Origin of the sequence: Geofilum rhodophaeum, from assembly GCF_002210225.1 — a bacterium.
In the GTDB taxonomy this organism is placed as follows: Bacteria; Bacteroidota; Bacteroidia; order Bacteroidales; family Marinilabiliaceae; genus Geofilum; species Geofilum rhodophaeum.
The window spans coordinates 395,338-409,436 of sequence record NZ_MWUJ01000001.1 but is presented as its reverse complement, the minus strand read 5'-3'; the positions used below and the strand labels follow the sequence as shown (position 1 = coordinate 409,436).

Here is a 14,099-nt window from a genome sequence, read left to right as displayed (position 1 = left end):
TAAAATTTTGGATAGAAAGATTTGGAGAAGCCTTGTGGTGCTTCTCCTCCTGCTGCTGGCAGGAGGAGTGCCTGCCAGGGCGCAGGATGCATCCTTTTCGCAGGTATATTCGGCTCCTTTGTATTTGAGCCCCTCCTTTGCCGGTTTTACCAGTGGGGGACGGGTGGCATTGAATTATAGGGATCAATGGCCGGGTATGGGCAATACTTTCAGAACTTATGCCTTTTCGTACGATGAGTATTTGGCTTCGCTCAACAGTGGGGTGGGCTTACTTTTTGTACGCGACGACCAAGGGGGTGGACAGCTGGTCAGTCAGGACCTGGGTTTGGTTTACGCCTATGAATTGTTGTTGACCGAAAAGATTTTTTTTCGTCCCGGTCTGCAATTCAAGTATGCCGAACGTAAAATTGATGCCACGCGTCTTTCACAGGTGGGGCCAGATGGTCAGCTTTTTCCCTGGATCAATGCCGAATTCCCGGTAGATCAATACCGGAAGCTCGATGCCAGTGCATCGGCCATGTTGTATACTTCTGTTTGGTGGGCCGGTTTTACCCTCGACCACCTGGTTAAGAACGATTACGGATTTACCGATGTGGAGAGCAATCAGCCGGTGAAGACCGTGGTTTATGGTGGGGCCAAATGGGTTTATCAGGAAGGGGGGCGTGGACGTGATGAGCAGAGTGCCTCCTTGGCCTTTATGTACCGCCGTCAAGATGCCTTTCAACAACTCGACTTAGGGGTGTATTGGTACACGAATCCGTTGGAGGTGGGACTGTGGTACCGTGGTCTCCCCGGTGTCAGCTCAGAGGGCCTGAACAACAACGATGCGCTTATTTTTAGTCTCGGTGTTAATGTGGGCCCCATGCACCTGGCTTACAGTTACGATTTGACGCTGTCGGGACTGGCCGGTTACAGTGGGGGCAGCAATGAGTTTTCTCTGATTTATCGCTTCAGTCGTGGTCGTTCGTCCACTTCGCCGCGCGGTCCCGTACCCTGTAGTGAGCCGGGGTATGGACTGGGCGACCGGCCAAGTAACTACCGTCCACAACGTCGCTCCCTCTTTTAGCGCAAAAAATACAGATTAAAGTGTTTTTATATCTGGTCGATAAAGCTATATTTGTTGTCGCCAAAAATGTATTCGACTAATTAAATATTATACATCTGATGAAAAACACGTCGTTATTATCAAATCTGGTTTTTGCTGTTTCGGCCTTTTCGCTGGTTGCGCTTTTGGGCGCCTGTAATAATGAAAGTTCTGCCCCTGTTGTTGCCGAGGCTGCTCCTAAGGCCGATAATGGCATTGTTTTCATTAATACCGATTCGCTGATCATCAAATATGAATATGCCCGTCAGCTGAGTGAGGAGCTGATCAAGAAGGAGGAGTCGTCACGTACCGATTTTAATGAACGTGCCCGGGTTTTTCAGCAAGATATGGTAGAATTCCAGCGTAAGGTACAAAACAATGGCTTTCTCTCTTTGGAACGTGCTCAGAGCGAAGAGCGTCGTCTGCGTGAGAAAGAACAGGAATTGCAGGAGCTGAACAGTCGTCTGTCCAATGATTTGATGGTTCACCAGGAGCGCATGAATCAACAGCTGCGCGATACCATTACAGCCTTTCTGGATGGTTACAGTCAGGAAAAGGGTTATCGTTTGGTGTTGAGCAACACCATGGGTGATAATTTGCTTTATGGGGCGCCCGATTTGGACATTACTCAGGAAGTCGTAGATTCCCTCAATAAGCGTTTTGAAGCAGGTCGTTAAGAATTAACTCATATTTGAGATATAGGAGGACCGGTTCAACCGGTCCTTTTGTTTTTTTAGTTGCGGTGGTATGCAGGCACAAAAGATTTTAGGAAAGTATCTGGGGCGTCATCCCTTGTTGACTTCGGCACTCGAATGGGATGGAGCTGCCCCATCTGTGGTGGTTGTTATTCCTGCCTATAAAGAGCAGGAATATCTTCAAAATACTTTGTTGTCGCTTTCTTCTGCAGCCGCGCCATCGGGCAGGGTGCTTGTGGTAGTGGTTATTAATACCGGGGAGAAAGACCCTCCAGCGCTGGTTGCGGAGCAAAAGACTTTTGCCGCCCGCTTGCGCAGCGAAATTTCGGTGGCTCTGCCGAATTGGATGAAGCTGGAAGTGCTCGAAGCCTATGGCTTATCCGCTAAGTTTTTTGGTGCGGGTCTGGCCCGAAAAATTGGAATGGATGCAGCCACAGAGCTGTTTTATCGTTTAGAACAACCCGAGGGGATTTTGCTTACCCTGGATGCCGACACATTGGTGCGTGCCAATTATTTTCAGGAAGTGGAGCAATGGTTTGCAGAGGGTAAGCGGCAGGCCGCGAATCTGTTTTTTGAACATCCGCTGGAGGGTGGGGACTTCTCAGAGGAAAGGTACGAGGGGATTACCCGTTACGAACTGCACTTGCGCTACCTCTTGCAGGGACATCGTTATGCCGGTTTTCCCTATGCTTTTCATGCCATGGGATCTGCCATTGCTGTGCGTGCACTGGCCTACGCACGCGCCGGAGGTATGCCTCGGCGCCAGGCCGGAGAAGATTTTTACTTCCTGCAAAAGCTGATTCCTCAGGGCGGATTTGGGGAGATTCAAACCACCAGCGTACAACCTTCTCCCCGTATTTCCGATCGGGTTATTTTTGGCACTGGGGCAGCTATGAACAGTCTTTTGGCCGGAGAGCAGAAGGTGGGGGTGGGACTCACCTACAACTTTCAGGCTTTTGCCGATTTAAAAGTGTTTTTTGAGCTGCGGCAGGAATTGTTTGCCTTGCAAGCCGAAGATTATGAGGCCTGGACTTATAAGTTGAGTGGTCCTTTACGCAGCTTTCTTTTGAATGCGCATTTTTTTGAGGATCTGGAGGTGTTGAAGAAGGATTGTGCCAGTGAACTTACTTTCAGTAAAAGGTTTTTTGAGCTGTTCACAGCCTTTAAGGTCGTCAAATACCTCAACTATGTGCACGAGCATTTTTTTGAACAAGCTCCGGTCTTTGATATGGCCCTGACTCTTTTGGAGCATATGGGCCTGAATTGTGATGCGTGCTGGTTCGAAAAAGAATTGTTGTTGCGCTACCGTGAGCTGGAACAGGAGAAGCCCTGGTTTATTGCCTGAAGCGGAAGGAGAGGTAGAGGTCGAGTACCGCAGCAATAGCGATAAAGAGTACCCAATAACTGCGGTTGTACCAAATGGCTGCAGCAGTCGCAACCAAAGCCAGGGCGCTGATAAGCAGCAGGAGGTGTTGGCGTCTTTGGTCCTCTTTTGCCACCACCAGATTGTAGCTGCGCAGTCCCAGCACCGGAACAAGGCCTGCAGTCAGCAGCCAGAAACCAAGACTCGATTCGTTCAGGTGCAGGAGCAAACCTGCTACAATCAGTAGCATACCTGTATAATTGGCAATGGTGAGTGTGCGTTGCATGTTTTACTCTTCAATGATGATGAAAATTTCTTCGTCGGGTCGCTTCATCAAATATTGCTCGCGGGCAAATTTTTCCAGATTATCCCTGTTGCTTTCCAACTCCTCCATACGCGTACGGTTTTCCAAAATTTCCTTTTGGTAGTGTTCGCGCTGTTTTTCAAGGTCTCTGAGGCGACGGGCTAATGAAAAGCGCTCGACCAGGTTGTTCTGATCGAAAAATCCTACCCAAATAATGAAAATCAGGCCACTGAGCACATACTTGTTGCGAAGCAGTGGTAGAAAGGACAGGATTTTTTCTTTGCGACGATCTTTCATAAACAACTTACTGATGCTTCCCGGGCAAAAGTACGAGTTATATTTTTAATAAGCGCTTTCCTGTCGGAGCGAATTGGTGATTTCGGCCCCGATCAGGCGATGGGTTCGGTCGTGGGCGCCCTTGTAATAAAGCAGGATGAGGTAATCGTTTTCGGTTTCGTAGTGACTGTTTTCCAGGGTAAGCAGACTGCTTTCCCCGCCCTGGTAGTCCCGAACCAGATATTGGTAGTTGTAGTAACCCTGTTTCAACAGCAGCGTTTTTCGATAGGTGTCGGTGTCGGCATCATAGTCCATCAGCGCACTTTTGTCCAGCTGCCAGTTGGTGAGAGCCCCGTTCAGATAGACCTGCTGCGAAAGAAGAGGCTGGGGTGTTTTCAGACTGAAGTGAACAAATACATAGTCGGCTTCGAGCTCGGGCTGGTCATGCTCCTGTACTTCGATGTAATAGCGTCCGTTTAAGTCCTGGCGGTACTGGTACGAGCCCGGATGCCTGGGGTAGTCGGTGGTCAAACGGATATGAAAGAAAGGATCCGCCAATTGAATGTCCTCTACCCGGTCGGAGTAAAAGCGGGTGCTGCGTACGTCGGCATAGCGAAACTCATTGCCTCCCTCCATAACCATGGTCCTGCCGTAATGAAAATCCATACGATCGCCTGTGAAAAATTGAGGGGGCAGGTCCGTGATGGCATTGTCGATGCGACCGTTTTGGATGATGGTGGCGCTTACCTCCTGGTTGGGATTCAAAATCTGAAGGCCGCCGTAGGCGACTTCAAAATTAATTTCCTGATGGGTAGCTCTTACACTCGACTGGGCCGTGTTTTTAATGTTGGGCGTTATTTCTACTGCGCCTTCGTGCACCATAAAATGTTGTACCAAAACCGGCTCGTCTTGCTTGAAATCTTCAAAAACCAGCAGGGCGTAATTGCCGGAACGGGTGACCGACAGGTGCTCATTGGGGATTTTTAGTTGGTAATGGATGTAATCGAAGGTGGTGTTGAAGGAGTACTGATAGTCCTCAATGGGATTCAGCGGATTGCCTTTAATGTAGTCGGTGGGCATGAGGGGTGAGGGCTGCCAGTTGGCATCGCAATGAACCAGGGCATAATGGTAGTTTTTCATGCCGCTGCCGGGTTCGTCAAAGGTTAATAGCAACTGCTGCTGACTGTTTAAGCGAAGAAGCGGGTAAGAAAAGGGCCAGCCTTCGCGGTGAAACTGAACAGTCTTTAGCGAAGGCGACACAAAAGTGTTGAGGGGACCATTGGCCAGCGTCGTGTGAAGTCCTGTAATGTTAAAAATTGCTAAAATCAAGAGCGTCCTGCTGCTTTGCTTTAAAGAATTATTTCTGTAATGGTTCAATTTGAAGCCTTTAGAAAGAATCAGGACTTTTTGGTACATTTTTTTTGCGCTCATAATGAAACGGTTTCTGCCATACAATAATATGGAAAACTTATAATTTTATGTAATTTTGCCTGCAAATTCAAATACAATTCAAGTATGTCTGAGGTGATTAAAATAAAGAAGGGGCTGGATATCCCGTTGGCGGGAAAGGCCGAGAAGGTTTTCGGACAAACCCAATTGCCTGGTCTATTTGCCATTAAGCCTGTGGACTTTCACGGTTTAACCCCCAAAATGGTGGTTAAGGAAGGGGAGCAGGTTCAGATCGGCACGGTTTTGTTTTACGACAAGTATCGTCCGGAGCTGAAGTTTGTTTCACCCGTTAGCGGAACCCTTAAGGCCGTTATTCGAGGGGAACGCCGACGCATTCTGGAAGTGGTACTGGAGAACGACGGGAAGGACGATGCGGTGGATTTTGGAACTGCTGTTCCTGCTCAAATGGACCGGGAGGCTTTGGTTGCCCGTTTGTTGGAGAGCGGCGCCTGGCCCTATTTTCGTCAAAGGCCTTACGATGTGATTGCGAATCCGCAGGAAACACCGAAGGCCATTTTTGTATCTGGCTTTGATTCTGCTCCGCTGGCACCCGATATGGACTTTGTTCTTACGGGAGAGGAAGAGGCGTTTAAAACAGGTGTCGAGGTGCTGAAGAAACTGGCTCCTGAAGTACATATTGGAACCAGCCGAGATTCGGCTTCCAAGCTGTACAATAGTCTTCAAGGGGTACAAGTGCACACTTTTGCCGGTCCCCACCCTGCCGGAAACGTCGGGGTACAAATTCACCATGTAAGTCCCATCAATAAGGGTGAAAAAGTATGGGTGATTCAACCTCAGGAAATTGTATCGGTGGGCAAGTTGTTTACAACCGGCAAACACGATTTCTCCAGAGTATTGGCACTTACCGGTTCGGAAGTGCTTAAGCCCTGCTATTTGCGTTATCGACTGGGCGCCTCGGTAAGTGAGGTTTTGAAGGACAAGCTGGCCGAGGGGCAGTTGCGCATTGTTTCAGGTAATGTTTTGACAGGGAGTCAGGTAGGTCGCGACGGTTATTTGGGTTTTTATCATTCACAGGTAACGGTTATTCCCGAAGGCGACGAACACGAGTTTCTTGGATGGGCACTGCCGGGTTTTGGTAAATTCAGTATGTCGCGTACCTTTTTCAGCTGGCTCAGTAAAAACAAGACTTATAAGCTCGATGCCAATATGCATGGTGGCGAACGTGCCATTGTGGTTTCCGGACAGTACGATAAGGTTTTACCCATGGATATTCTGCCTGAGTTCCTGATCAAGGCTGTACTGGCTGAGGATCTCGACAAGATGGAGCAGTTGGGGATGTACGAAGTGGTGGAAGAGGATCTGGCACTTTGTGAATTCGTGGATACTTCCAAGTTGGAGGTTCAGGCCATCCTTCGCAAAGGAATGGATTTGATGATTAAGGAGCTTGGAGCTTAAACCATTAAAAGACAATCAAAATAATTTCTAATGAAGGCATTAAGAAAATTACTGGATAATATCAAACCCCATGTCTCGAAGGGGGGGAGGTTTGAGATGTTTCATTCTACTTATGATGCATTCGAAACCTTGTTGTTTGTGCCCGATAAGACCAACAAAAACGGGGTGCACGTCCGGGATGCGATCGATATGAAGCGGACCATGATCGTGGTGGTGCTGGCTTTGGTGCCTGCCTTGCTTTTTGGCATTTGGAATACCGGGTATCAGCACTTTCTGGCCCAGGGTATGGAGGCCGGATTTTGGGACATGGTTCTGCACGGTGCTTTACGTGTGGTGCCCATTATTGTGGTTTCCTACGGAACAGGATTGGGTATTGAATTTATTTTTGCGCAAATACGTGGTCACGAAGTCAACGAGGGTTTCCTTGTTTCGGGAATGTTGATTCCGCTGATTTTGCCGGTGGATATTCCCCTGTGGATGGTGGTGGTGGCTACAGCTTTTGCCGTTGTTATAGGGAAGGAAATTTTTGGCGGAAGCGGCATGAATATCTGGAATCCGGCCCTTTTGGCCAGGGCCTTCTTGTTTTTTGCCTATCCGGCTCAAATGTCGGGCGATATCGTGTGGATTTCCGGATTTTCCGGTATGGAAGGCGTTGATGCAGCTACCGGAGCAACCGCTTTGGGAGCAGCCGTTGCCGGCAATTCCGATAAGTTTTCCATCATGGAGAGCTTTCTGGGTGTTATTCCCGGATCCATTGGAGAAACGTCCACGCTGGCCATCCTGCTTGGGGCCCTGGTTCTGATTTATACCGGCATCGGCAGTTGGAAGGTAATGACCTCCGTTTTTGCGGGTGGTCTTTTAATGGGACTCGTCTTTAACTGGCTGGGTGCTGAAAGCAGCAACGGATTGATGCACATCAGTGCCCTGCAGCATCTGACGCTGGGCGGTTTTGCCTTTGGTGCCGTGTTTATGGCTACCGATCCGGTTTCAGCCTCACGTACCGAAGCGGGGAAATGGATTTATGGCTTCCTGATTGGTGTATTTGCTGTGCTCATCAGGGTGTTTAATCCGGCCTATCCCGAAGGGATGATGCTGGCCATTTTGCTGATGAATACCTTTGCCCCCCTGATCGACCATTTTGTGGTGGAGGCCAACATCAAAAGGAGATTAAAACGAGCAGTTGTTAAAGCCTAAGTAAAAGTTGACCAAAATGAATAAACAAGGAAACGCTTATACATTCATCTACGCCGCGGTGATGGTGGTGGTGGTAGCTGCTCTGCTGGCCTTTGTGTCGCAGGCCTTGAAACCACGTCAGGAGCGCAACGAGATGGTAGCAAAAAAAATCGACATCCTTCAGTCCATCAACGTGGCTGCCAGCAGTGCGGATGCCGAACAGAAGTATGCCGATATAATTGGTGAGCACAGTTACATCGTAGATTTTGCCGGAAACAAAGTCGAAGGGGTAGCCTTTGACGTAGATCTTGCGGTAGAACTGCGTAAACCTGCTGAAGACCGCCTGTATCCGGTTTATGAGGCCCATTTAGAGGGTGGCGAAAAGAAATATGTGTTGCAATTGCGTGGTGCCGGACTCTGGGGCCCCATTTGGGGCTATGTGGCGGTTAATAGTGATGGCAGCACCATTTATGGTGCCACCTTTGGTCACAAGGGAGAAACACCTGGTTTGGGTGCAGAAATTGAGAAGCCTGTTTTTCAGGAGCAATTTGTGGGTAAGCAGATTTTTGACCAGGGAACCTTTAAAAGCATCGCCGTGGTTAAGGGTGGTGCCGATGCCGAAGATAAGTTTGAAGTGGATGCGGTTTCTGGTGGTACCATTACCAGTAAGGGACTGGAAAATATGCTCAGCGATTTCTTCAAAGGTTATGAATCATTCTTAAAAAATTTAGAAAGGGCGAGCCATGAGTAACGAGAAGGAACCTTTATTTTCTGCCAAAAACCTGAAGCTTATTACAGGTCCCATTGGCAGCCAAAACCCCATTACCACGCAGGTGTTGGGTATCTGTTCGGCACTGGCGGTAACAGCCAAGTTGGAACCGGCCATTGTGATGTCGATTTCTGTTATTGCGGTACTGGTTTTTGCCAACCTGATTATTTCGTTGATCCGTAACAGCATCCCTTCCAGAATACGAATAATTGTTCAGCTGGTCATTGTGGCCGCGCTGGTTATTCTGGTCGACCAGATTTTGAAAGCCTTTGCCTACGATGTAAGTCGTCAGCTTTCGGTTTTTGTGGGTCTGATTATTACCAACTGTATCATTATGGGGCGTTTGGAGGCTTTTGCTTTGGGCAATAAGCCTTGGCCGTCCGTTCTCGATGCCGTGGGTAACGGAGCCGGTTACGGTCTGATTCTGATTATCGTAGCCTTTTTCCGTGAGCTTTTCGGATCAGGAACCTTGACTTTGCCCGGTTTGGGCGAATTACGGGTGATTCCTCAGGTGTTTTACGACTGGGGTTACGTGAACAACGGCTTTATGATTTTGCCGCCTATGGCGCTTATTGTTGTGGGCATCATTATCTGGGTGCAGCGTTCACGCAACAAAGAATTGATTGAATCCTAATTGTCCAAAACCTGTTTAAGTTATTCGAAATGGAAAATTTACTGAATATATTCGTTAAGTCCATCTTCATCGATAACATGGTCTTTGCCTACTTTCTGGGTATGTGTTCCTACCTGGCGGTATCCAAAACGGTGAAGACTTCGTTCGGACTGGGGGTGGCTGTTGTTTTTGTGTTGGCCATTACCGTTCCGGTGAACTACTTGCTGGAGAACTATGTACTGTCGGCCGGTGCTTTGAGTTGGCTGGGTGAGGATTTCGCTTCGGTGGATCTGAGCTTTTTAAGTTTCATCATGTTTATTGCGGTGATTGCTTCGATGGTACAGCTGGTGGAGATGATTGTAGAGAAGTTTGCTCCGGCGCTTTATTCCTCGCTGGGTATTTTTCTTCCCCTGATTGCGGTAAACTGTGCCATTTTAGGTGGTTCGCTTTTTATGCAGGAACGCGCCTATGCCAATATCGGGGAAGCGACCGTTTTCGGACTCGGTTCAGGGATTGGCTGGTTGTTGGCCATTGTGGGTATTGCTGCCATTCGTGAGAAAATTACCTATTCCAATGTGCCCGCACCTTTGCGTGGACTGGGGATAACCTTTATTGCCACCGGACTCATGGGTATTGCTTTCATGAGCTTTATGGGCATTCAACTGTAATGTGAACTTGATAAAAATAGTATAATGAACTTAATGCTTGCAATTCAAAGCTCGGTCATTGTTTCGGCAGTTGTGGTGTTTTTGCTGGTGGTGTTGCTGCTGGTTGCCGTGCTGCTGTACGCCAAAAAGAAACTGACCCCGTCGGGCGAAGTAACCATCGACATCAACGATGGGGAAAAGCAACTGAAGGTGGAACCGGGTCAATCGCTCCTAACCGCCTTGGGGAGCAATAAAATATTTTTGCCATCGGCTTGTGGTGGTGGTGGTACCTGTGCCATGTGTCGCTGTCAGGTGCACGATGGAGCCGGAACTATTTTGCCCACCGAAACCGGATACTTTACCCGTAAGGAGCAGAACGCCGACTGGCGTTTGGCCTGTCAGGTGAAAGTGCGGGAAGATATGAAAATGGAGATCCCTCAAGAGATTTTGGGTATTAAGAAGTGGGAGTGCACCGTAGTGTCCAACAACAATGTGGCGACTTTCATTAAGGAGTTTGTGGTGAAATTGCCCGAAGGAGAAAATCTGGACTTTAAATCGGGTGGTTACATTCAGATTGATGTGCCCAAGATTGATGTGGACTTTAAGGATATGGACATCGATGAGAAGTTCCGCGACGAGTGGTTGAAATTCAATATGTTTGACCTGCAGATGAAGAATCCGGAGCCTACTTTCCGTGCCTACTCTATGGCCAACCATCCTGCCGAAGGCAACATTGTGATGTTGAACATCCGTATTGCCACGCCGCCCTTTGATCGGGTAAACGGTGGCTTCATGAAAGTGAATCCCGGTATTTGTTCCTCCTTCATCTTCTCCCGCAAACCCGGTGATAAAGTGACCATCTCGGGACCTTATGGCGAATTCTTCCTGAAGGATACCGATCGGGAAATGATGTTTATTGGTGGTGGTGCCGGTATGGCCCCCATGCGCTCGCACTTGTTCCACCTTTTCCACACCCTGAAAAGCGGTCGTAAGGTGACCTTCTGGTACGGGGCCCGCTCTAAGAAGGAGATTTTCTATGAGGAGCATTTCCGTGCTATCGAAAAGGAGTTCCCGAACTTTACCTTCACCATTGCCTTGTCGGAGCCTATGCCGGAGGACAATTGGGAAGGTCCCGTGGGCTTTATTCATCAGGTGATTTACGACAATTATCTGGTGAAGCATGAGGAGCCGGAAGACATTGAATTTTACATCTGCGGACCCCCGATGATGAATGCTGCGGTAACCAAGATGTTGTATGATCTTGGAGTACCCGATGAAATGGTGGCCTTTGACGATTTTGGTTCTTAAGGATACTTTTACCATCAAAAACAGACCACGCAGCTTGCGGGTCTGTTTTTGTTTATAGGCTGCGCTTGTTCATAGGCTGCGCTTGTCTGTCCCGCCTTCTGTAAAGTTGTACTTCAAATGATGAAAACAAACAGTCCGATGAAACGAATTGCAGGTCTTCTGCTGCTGTCAATACTGCTTTTTGCAGCAGCTTGTACGCGTCCCAATGCTTATCAAGTAAATGAAGGATGGATTTTTGGAACCACTTATCGCATCGTGTATGAAGCGGAGGAGGATCAGCATGGCGAAATAAAGGCTTTATTGCAGCTTTTTAACGCCTCTTTGTCCACCTTCGACTCCAGCTCTGTCATCACCCGCTTTAACCGCAGCAATACGGGTGTTAGGGCCGATTCTTTTTTTCGAACGGTCGTTGAAGAAGGCCTGCGTATTTCTGAACAAAGTGAAGGCGCCTTTGATATGACGGTCGCGCCTCTGGTTAATGCCTGGGGATTTGGTTTTGAGAAAAAAGAGCAGATAAGTCCGACCCTTATCGACAGTCTTCGCCGGTATGTGGGCATGCAGTCCCTGGCGTGGCAAGGCGACAGTCTGCTCAAGGGAGATCCCCGCATTATGTTGGATGCCTCTGCCATAGCGAAAGGCTACGGCGTTGATGTGGTCGCTTCTTTTTTGGCGGCCCAGGGCTGTGCCAACTATCTGGTAGAGATTGGTGGGGAGGTGGTCACCGGAGGCCTTAATCCTAAAGGATTGCCTTGGCGCATTGGGGTTGACCGGCCCGCGGAACAAACGGGAAGGGTTACGGGCGATTATCAATTTATTTTGGGGATCAGTAAGCGGGCGCTGGCTACAAGCGGAAATTATCGCAATTATTACGTGGAGGATGGGAAGAAGTATGCGCATACCATTGATCCCCGTACAGGTTATCCGGCCAGTCACTCGCTATTAAGCGCTACCGTACTGGCGCCGACCTGTATGGAGGCGGATGCCTGGGCTACTGCTTTTATGGTGCTGGGCGTGGAAGCTTCTAAGGCTTTGCTTGCGCACTTGCCCGAACTGGATGTTTGTTTTATTTACCACGAAGGGGAAGGCGATGCGGTTTATCTGACGGAAGGTTTTCGCAGCTTGATTGTTGAATAGTTGGAGGACGGTGCTCTCTCTAAAGTATGGAAATAAAAAATGGTTGCTCCGGAAGGGGCAACCATTTTTTTCTGCAGAGGCGGTACTATTCGGTGCCGGAGGCACAGGAGGCAGGCTGTGTACCACAACCACAGCCGGCTTCAGTACTGCCGCCGCTGCAGGTTCGCAGTTGAGCGTCTTTTTTGAAAAAGGACTTTACTGCAAAACCTAAAAACGCCAGACCTACAAAGAGAATAGACAATGCGAGAATAATTAAAAACTGTGTCATCTTGCGTTTTTTACTGAGCAATCAATCATACCTTACACTGCAAATATAGGGCGCTTTTATTTAGGATGCAAACATCCTAAATAAAAAATGCGTGATTTTTTATTTTTTTCCAAGCAGCAGGAGCAGCAGGAAGGTGAGTGCCCCGTTGAGGATGAGTTTTTCGTAGCCCAGGTGAAAGCCGAACCAGTTGTAGGCATTGAAGTCGAGGATGCCTGTCAAAATGGGGGGCAGCAGGGCAGCCAGGGGAACCAGCTTATCGTGTATGCGCAAGCGGGTAAACAAGCCAAAGGCATAAAAGCCGAGCAGGGGGCCGTAGGTGTAACCGGCCAGGGTGTAGATGGTGTCGATGATGCTGTCTTTGTTGAGCCAGCGAAAAACCAGAATGACCAGGGCGGTAAGCAGGCTAAAGCCGATGTGGGTTAAGGTGCGCAGGCGTTTGGCCTTTGTTTCTGGCATTTTGTCGATGCGCAGGATGTCGATCGAAAAGGAGGTGGTGAGCGCCGTTAGGGCCGAATCGGCACTGGAGTAGGCGGCCGCCACCAGGCCAAGAATAAAAAACACCCCTACCGCAGCCGGCAGGTGTCCGCCCAGGGCCAGCAAGGGATAAAGATCGTCGGCCCTTTCGGGCAGGGGCAGTCCCTCATGGGCCACAAAGGTAAAGAGGAGTACACCCAGACTCATGAACAGGAGGTTGACCGGCAAAAAGGCGATGCCGTACCAATACATATTTTTCTGCGACTCCCGCAGGGTTTTGCAGGAGAGGTTTTTTTGCATCATATCCTGATCGAGTCCGGTCATCACAATGGTGATGAAGGCCCCTGCGAAAAATTGCTTGATGAAGTGGTTGGGTGCCTTCCAGTTGTCCCAAACAAAGATGCGCGAAAGTTCGCTGTCGACAATGGTTTGCACCAGGCCCGACGGGGAGAGTTGCAGACTGGTGGCCACGTGGTAAATGGTGATGCCCACCGCGCTGAGCATCAAGAGCGTTTGCAGGGCGTCGGTCCATATAATGGTGCCCACACCGCCCTTAAAAGTGTAAAGCCAAATGAGCAGGATGGCCAGGGTAACGGTTACTACAAAGGGAACCCCCAGGGCATCGAAAATGGCCAGTTGCAGTACGCTGGCCATCAGATAGAGCCGTGCAGCCGAACCCACGGTGCGTGAGGCAATAAAGAGCAGGGCGCCGGATTTGTAGGTGTAAAGGCCAAAGCGATCTTGCAGATAACTGTAAATGGAGGTGAGGTTAAGGCGGTAGTACAGGGGCAGCAGGATGTTGGCAATGACGATGTAGCCCAGTACAAAACCGGCGACCATCTGCAGATAGGTAAATTGCTGGTTTTGTACCCAGCCGGGGACCGAAATAAAGGTGACGCCCGACAAACTGGAGCCGATCATGCCGATGGATACAAGGTACCAGGGCGAACGACGGTTGCCCAGGAAAAAGCTGGCGTTATTGGCCTTGCGTCCAGTGAGCCATGCCACGGCCATCAATATTAGAAAGTAGCCTGCGATGAGGCTCCCGATCAATGCTGGATTCATTTTTTTCGGCTTTTGGGCAAAGAAAAGGTTTTTTTCGCTAAGGGCTTTGATTTTATTACCT

15 protein-coding genes are annotated in these 14,099 nt (G+C 49.1%); 10 read left to right on the top strand and 5 right to left on the bottom strand.

The window, feature by feature from the left end; all coding sequences use genetic code 11:
• Positions 1-7 precede the first annotated feature (7 nt).
• The 3 genes from B4W65_RS01515 to B4W65_RS01505 all read left to right on the top strand — a co-directional run bounded on the left by B4W65_RS01515 (position 8) and on the right by B4W65_RS01505 (position 3,124).
• Positions 8-1,066 (top strand): PorP/SprF family type IX secretion system membrane protein, encoded by a 1,059-nt coding sequence (locus tag B4W65_RS01515; protein ID WP_240509443.1) that lies wholly within the window; start codon positions 8-10, stop codon positions 1,064-1,066.
• A 98-nt stretch (positions 1,067-1,164) separates the two neighbouring features.
• Positions 1,165-1,761, top strand: coding sequence for an OmpH family outer membrane protein (locus B4W65_RS01510; protein ID WP_088653331.1), 597 nt, complete (start codon positions 1,165-1,167; stop codon positions 1,759-1,761).
• A 70-nt stretch (positions 1,762-1,831) separates the two neighbouring features.
• Positions 1,832-3,124 (top strand): glycosyltransferase, encoded by a 1,293-nt coding sequence (locus B4W65_RS01505; RefSeq protein ID WP_088653330.1) that lies wholly within the window; start codon positions 1,832-1,834, stop codon positions 3,122-3,124.
• On the opposite strand, the gene B4W65_RS01500 is transcribed toward B4W65_RS01505, so the two are convergent.
• Genes B4W65_RS01500 through B4W65_RS01490 form a run of 3 tightly spaced genes read right to left on the bottom strand, consistent with a single transcriptional unit; the run spans position 3,114 to position 5,153 of the window.
• Positions 3,114-3,428 (bottom strand): hypothetical protein, encoded by a 315-nt coding sequence (locus tag B4W65_RS01500; RefSeq protein WP_088653329.1) that lies wholly within the window; start codon positions 3,426-3,428, stop codon positions 3,114-3,116. The two genes, B4W65_RS01505 and B4W65_RS01500, sit on opposite strands and share 11 nt — an antisense overlap.
• Positions 3,429-3,431: 3 nt before the next feature.
• On the bottom strand, positions 3,432-3,743 hold the full coding sequence (locus B4W65_RS01495) for an FtsB family cell division protein (protein WP_088653328.1): 312 nt from the start codon (positions 3,741-3,743) through the stop codon (positions 3,432-3,434).
• A 45-nt stretch (positions 3,744-3,788) separates the two neighbouring features.
• Positions 3,789-5,153: a type IX secretion system plug protein gene (locus B4W65_RS01490; protein WP_088653327.1), complete on the bottom strand. Its 1,365-nt coding sequence runs from the start codon at positions 5,151-5,153 to the stop codon at positions 3,789-3,791.
• Positions 5,154-5,237: 84 nt separating this feature from the next.
• On the opposite strand from B4W65_RS01490, the gene B4W65_RS01485 reads away from it, so the two are divergent.
• The 7 genes from B4W65_RS01485 (at position 5,238) to B4W65_RS01455 (ending at position 12,231) form a co-directional block, all read left to right on the top strand.
• Entirely contained in the window at positions 5,238-6,587 is a 1,350-nt protein-coding gene (locus B4W65_RS01485) for a Na(+)-translocating NADH-quinone reductase subunit A (RefSeq protein ID WP_088653326.1), read from the top strand.
• A 30-nt stretch (positions 6,588-6,617) separates the two neighbouring features.
• The gene (locus B4W65_RS01480; RefSeq protein WP_088653325.1) at positions 6,618-7,781 is read left to right on the top strand and encodes an NADH:ubiquinone reductase (Na(+)-transporting) subunit B; all 1,164 of its coding nucleotides are present in this window, start codon (positions 6,618-6,620) and stop codon (positions 7,779-7,781) included.
• Between the two features lie 16 nt (positions 7,782-7,797).
• A complete protein-coding gene (gene nqrC, locus B4W65_RS01475; RefSeq protein ID WP_088653324.1) occupies positions 7,798-8,511 on the top strand; it encodes an NADH:ubiquinone reductase (Na(+)-transporting) subunit C in 714 nt (237 codons plus the stop codon).
• The gene (locus tag B4W65_RS01470; protein WP_088653323.1) at positions 8,504-9,163 is read left to right on the top strand and encodes an NADH:ubiquinone reductase (Na(+)-transporting) subunit D; all 660 of its coding nucleotides are present in this window, start codon (positions 8,504-8,506) and stop codon (positions 9,161-9,163) included. The genes nqrC and B4W65_RS01470 overlap by 8 nt, the downstream gene beginning before the upstream one ends.
• A gap of 29 nt (positions 9,164-9,192) precedes the next feature.
• Positions 9,193-9,810: an NADH:ubiquinone reductase (Na(+)-transporting) subunit E gene (nqrE, locus tag B4W65_RS01465; RefSeq protein WP_088653322.1), complete on the top strand. Its 618-nt coding sequence runs from the start codon at positions 9,193-9,195 to the stop codon at positions 9,808-9,810.
• 33 nt (positions 9,811-9,843) lie between these two features.
• Positions 9,844-11,097 carry an NADH:ubiquinone reductase (Na(+)-transporting) subunit F gene (nqrF, locus tag B4W65_RS01460; protein ID WP_240509442.1) on the top strand — a complete coding sequence of 418 codons (1,254 nt, stop codon included), beginning with the start codon at positions 9,844-9,846 and terminating at the stop codon, positions 11,095-11,097.
• A gap of 138 nt (positions 11,098-11,235) precedes the next feature.
• Positions 11,236-12,231 carry an FAD:protein FMN transferase gene (locus B4W65_RS01455; protein ID WP_088653320.1) on the top strand — a complete coding sequence of 332 codons (996 nt, stop codon included), beginning with the start codon at positions 11,236-11,238 and terminating at the stop codon, positions 12,229-12,231.
• 85 nt (positions 12,232-12,316) lie between these two features.
• Here B4W65_RS01455 and B4W65_RS01450 read toward each other — a convergent pair whose 3' ends face one another.
• Both B4W65_RS01450 and B4W65_RS01445 read right to left on the bottom strand, forming a co-directional pair.
• Positions 12,317-12,499, bottom strand: coding sequence for a hypothetical protein (locus tag B4W65_RS01450; RefSeq protein WP_088653319.1), 183 nt, complete (start codon positions 12,497-12,499; stop codon positions 12,317-12,319).
• Positions 12,500-12,598: 99 nt separating this feature from the next.
• Positions 12,599-14,038, bottom strand: coding sequence for a sodium:solute symporter (locus B4W65_RS01445; protein WP_088653521.1), 1,440 nt, complete (start codon positions 14,036-14,038; stop codon positions 12,599-12,601).
• Positions 14,039-14,099: the final 61 nt, after the last annotated feature.

Coding starts and splice junctions, on each gene's coding strand:
- B4W65_RS01510 (WP_088653331.1), top strand. CDS start 1,165: ATGAAAAACACGTCGTTATTATCAAATCTGGTTTTTGCTGTTTCGGCC.
- B4W65_RS01505 (WP_088653330.1), top strand. CDS start 1,832: ATGCAGGCACAAAAGATTTTAGGAAAGTATCTGGGGCGTCATCCCTTG.
- B4W65_RS01500 (WP_088653329.1), bottom strand. CDS start 3,428: ATGCAACGCACACTCACCATTGCCAATTATACAGGTATGCTACTGATT.
- B4W65_RS01495 (WP_088653328.1), bottom strand. CDS start 3,743: ATGAAAGATCGTCGCAAAGAAAAAATCCTGTCCTTTCTACCACTGCTT.
- B4W65_RS01490 (WP_088653327.1), bottom strand. CDS start 5,153: ATGAGCGCAAAAAAAATGTACCAAAAAGTCCTGATTCTTTCTAAAGGC.
- B4W65_RS01485 (WP_088653326.1), top strand. CDS start 5,238: ATGTCTGAGGTGATTAAAATAAAGAAGGGGCTGGATATCCCGTTGGCG.
- B4W65_RS01480 (WP_088653325.1), top strand. CDS start 6,618: ATGAAGGCATTAAGAAAATTACTGGATAATATCAAACCCCATGTCTCG.
- nqrC (WP_088653324.1), top strand. CDS start 7,798: ATGAATAAACAAGGAAACGCTTATACATTCATCTACGCCGCGGTGATG.
- B4W65_RS01470 (WP_088653323.1), top strand. CDS start 8,504: ATGAGTAACGAGAAGGAACCTTTATTTTCTGCCAAAAACCTGAAGCTT.
- nqrE (WP_088653322.1), top strand. CDS start 9,193: ATGGAAAATTTACTGAATATATTCGTTAAGTCCATCTTCATCGATAAC.
- nqrF (WP_240509442.1), top strand. CDS start 9,844: ATGCTTGCAATTCAAAGCTCGGTCATTGTTTCGGCAGTTGTGGTGTTT.
- B4W65_RS01455 (WP_088653320.1), top strand. CDS start 11,236: ATGAAACGAATTGCAGGTCTTCTGCTGCTGTCAATACTGCTTTTTGCA.
- B4W65_RS01450 (WP_088653319.1), bottom strand. CDS start 12,499: ATGACACAGTTTTTAATTATTCTCGCATTGTCTATTCTCTTTGTAGGT.
- B4W65_RS01445 (WP_088653521.1), bottom strand. CDS start 14,038: ATGAATCCAGCATTGATCGGGAGCCTCATCGCAGGCTACTTTCTAATA.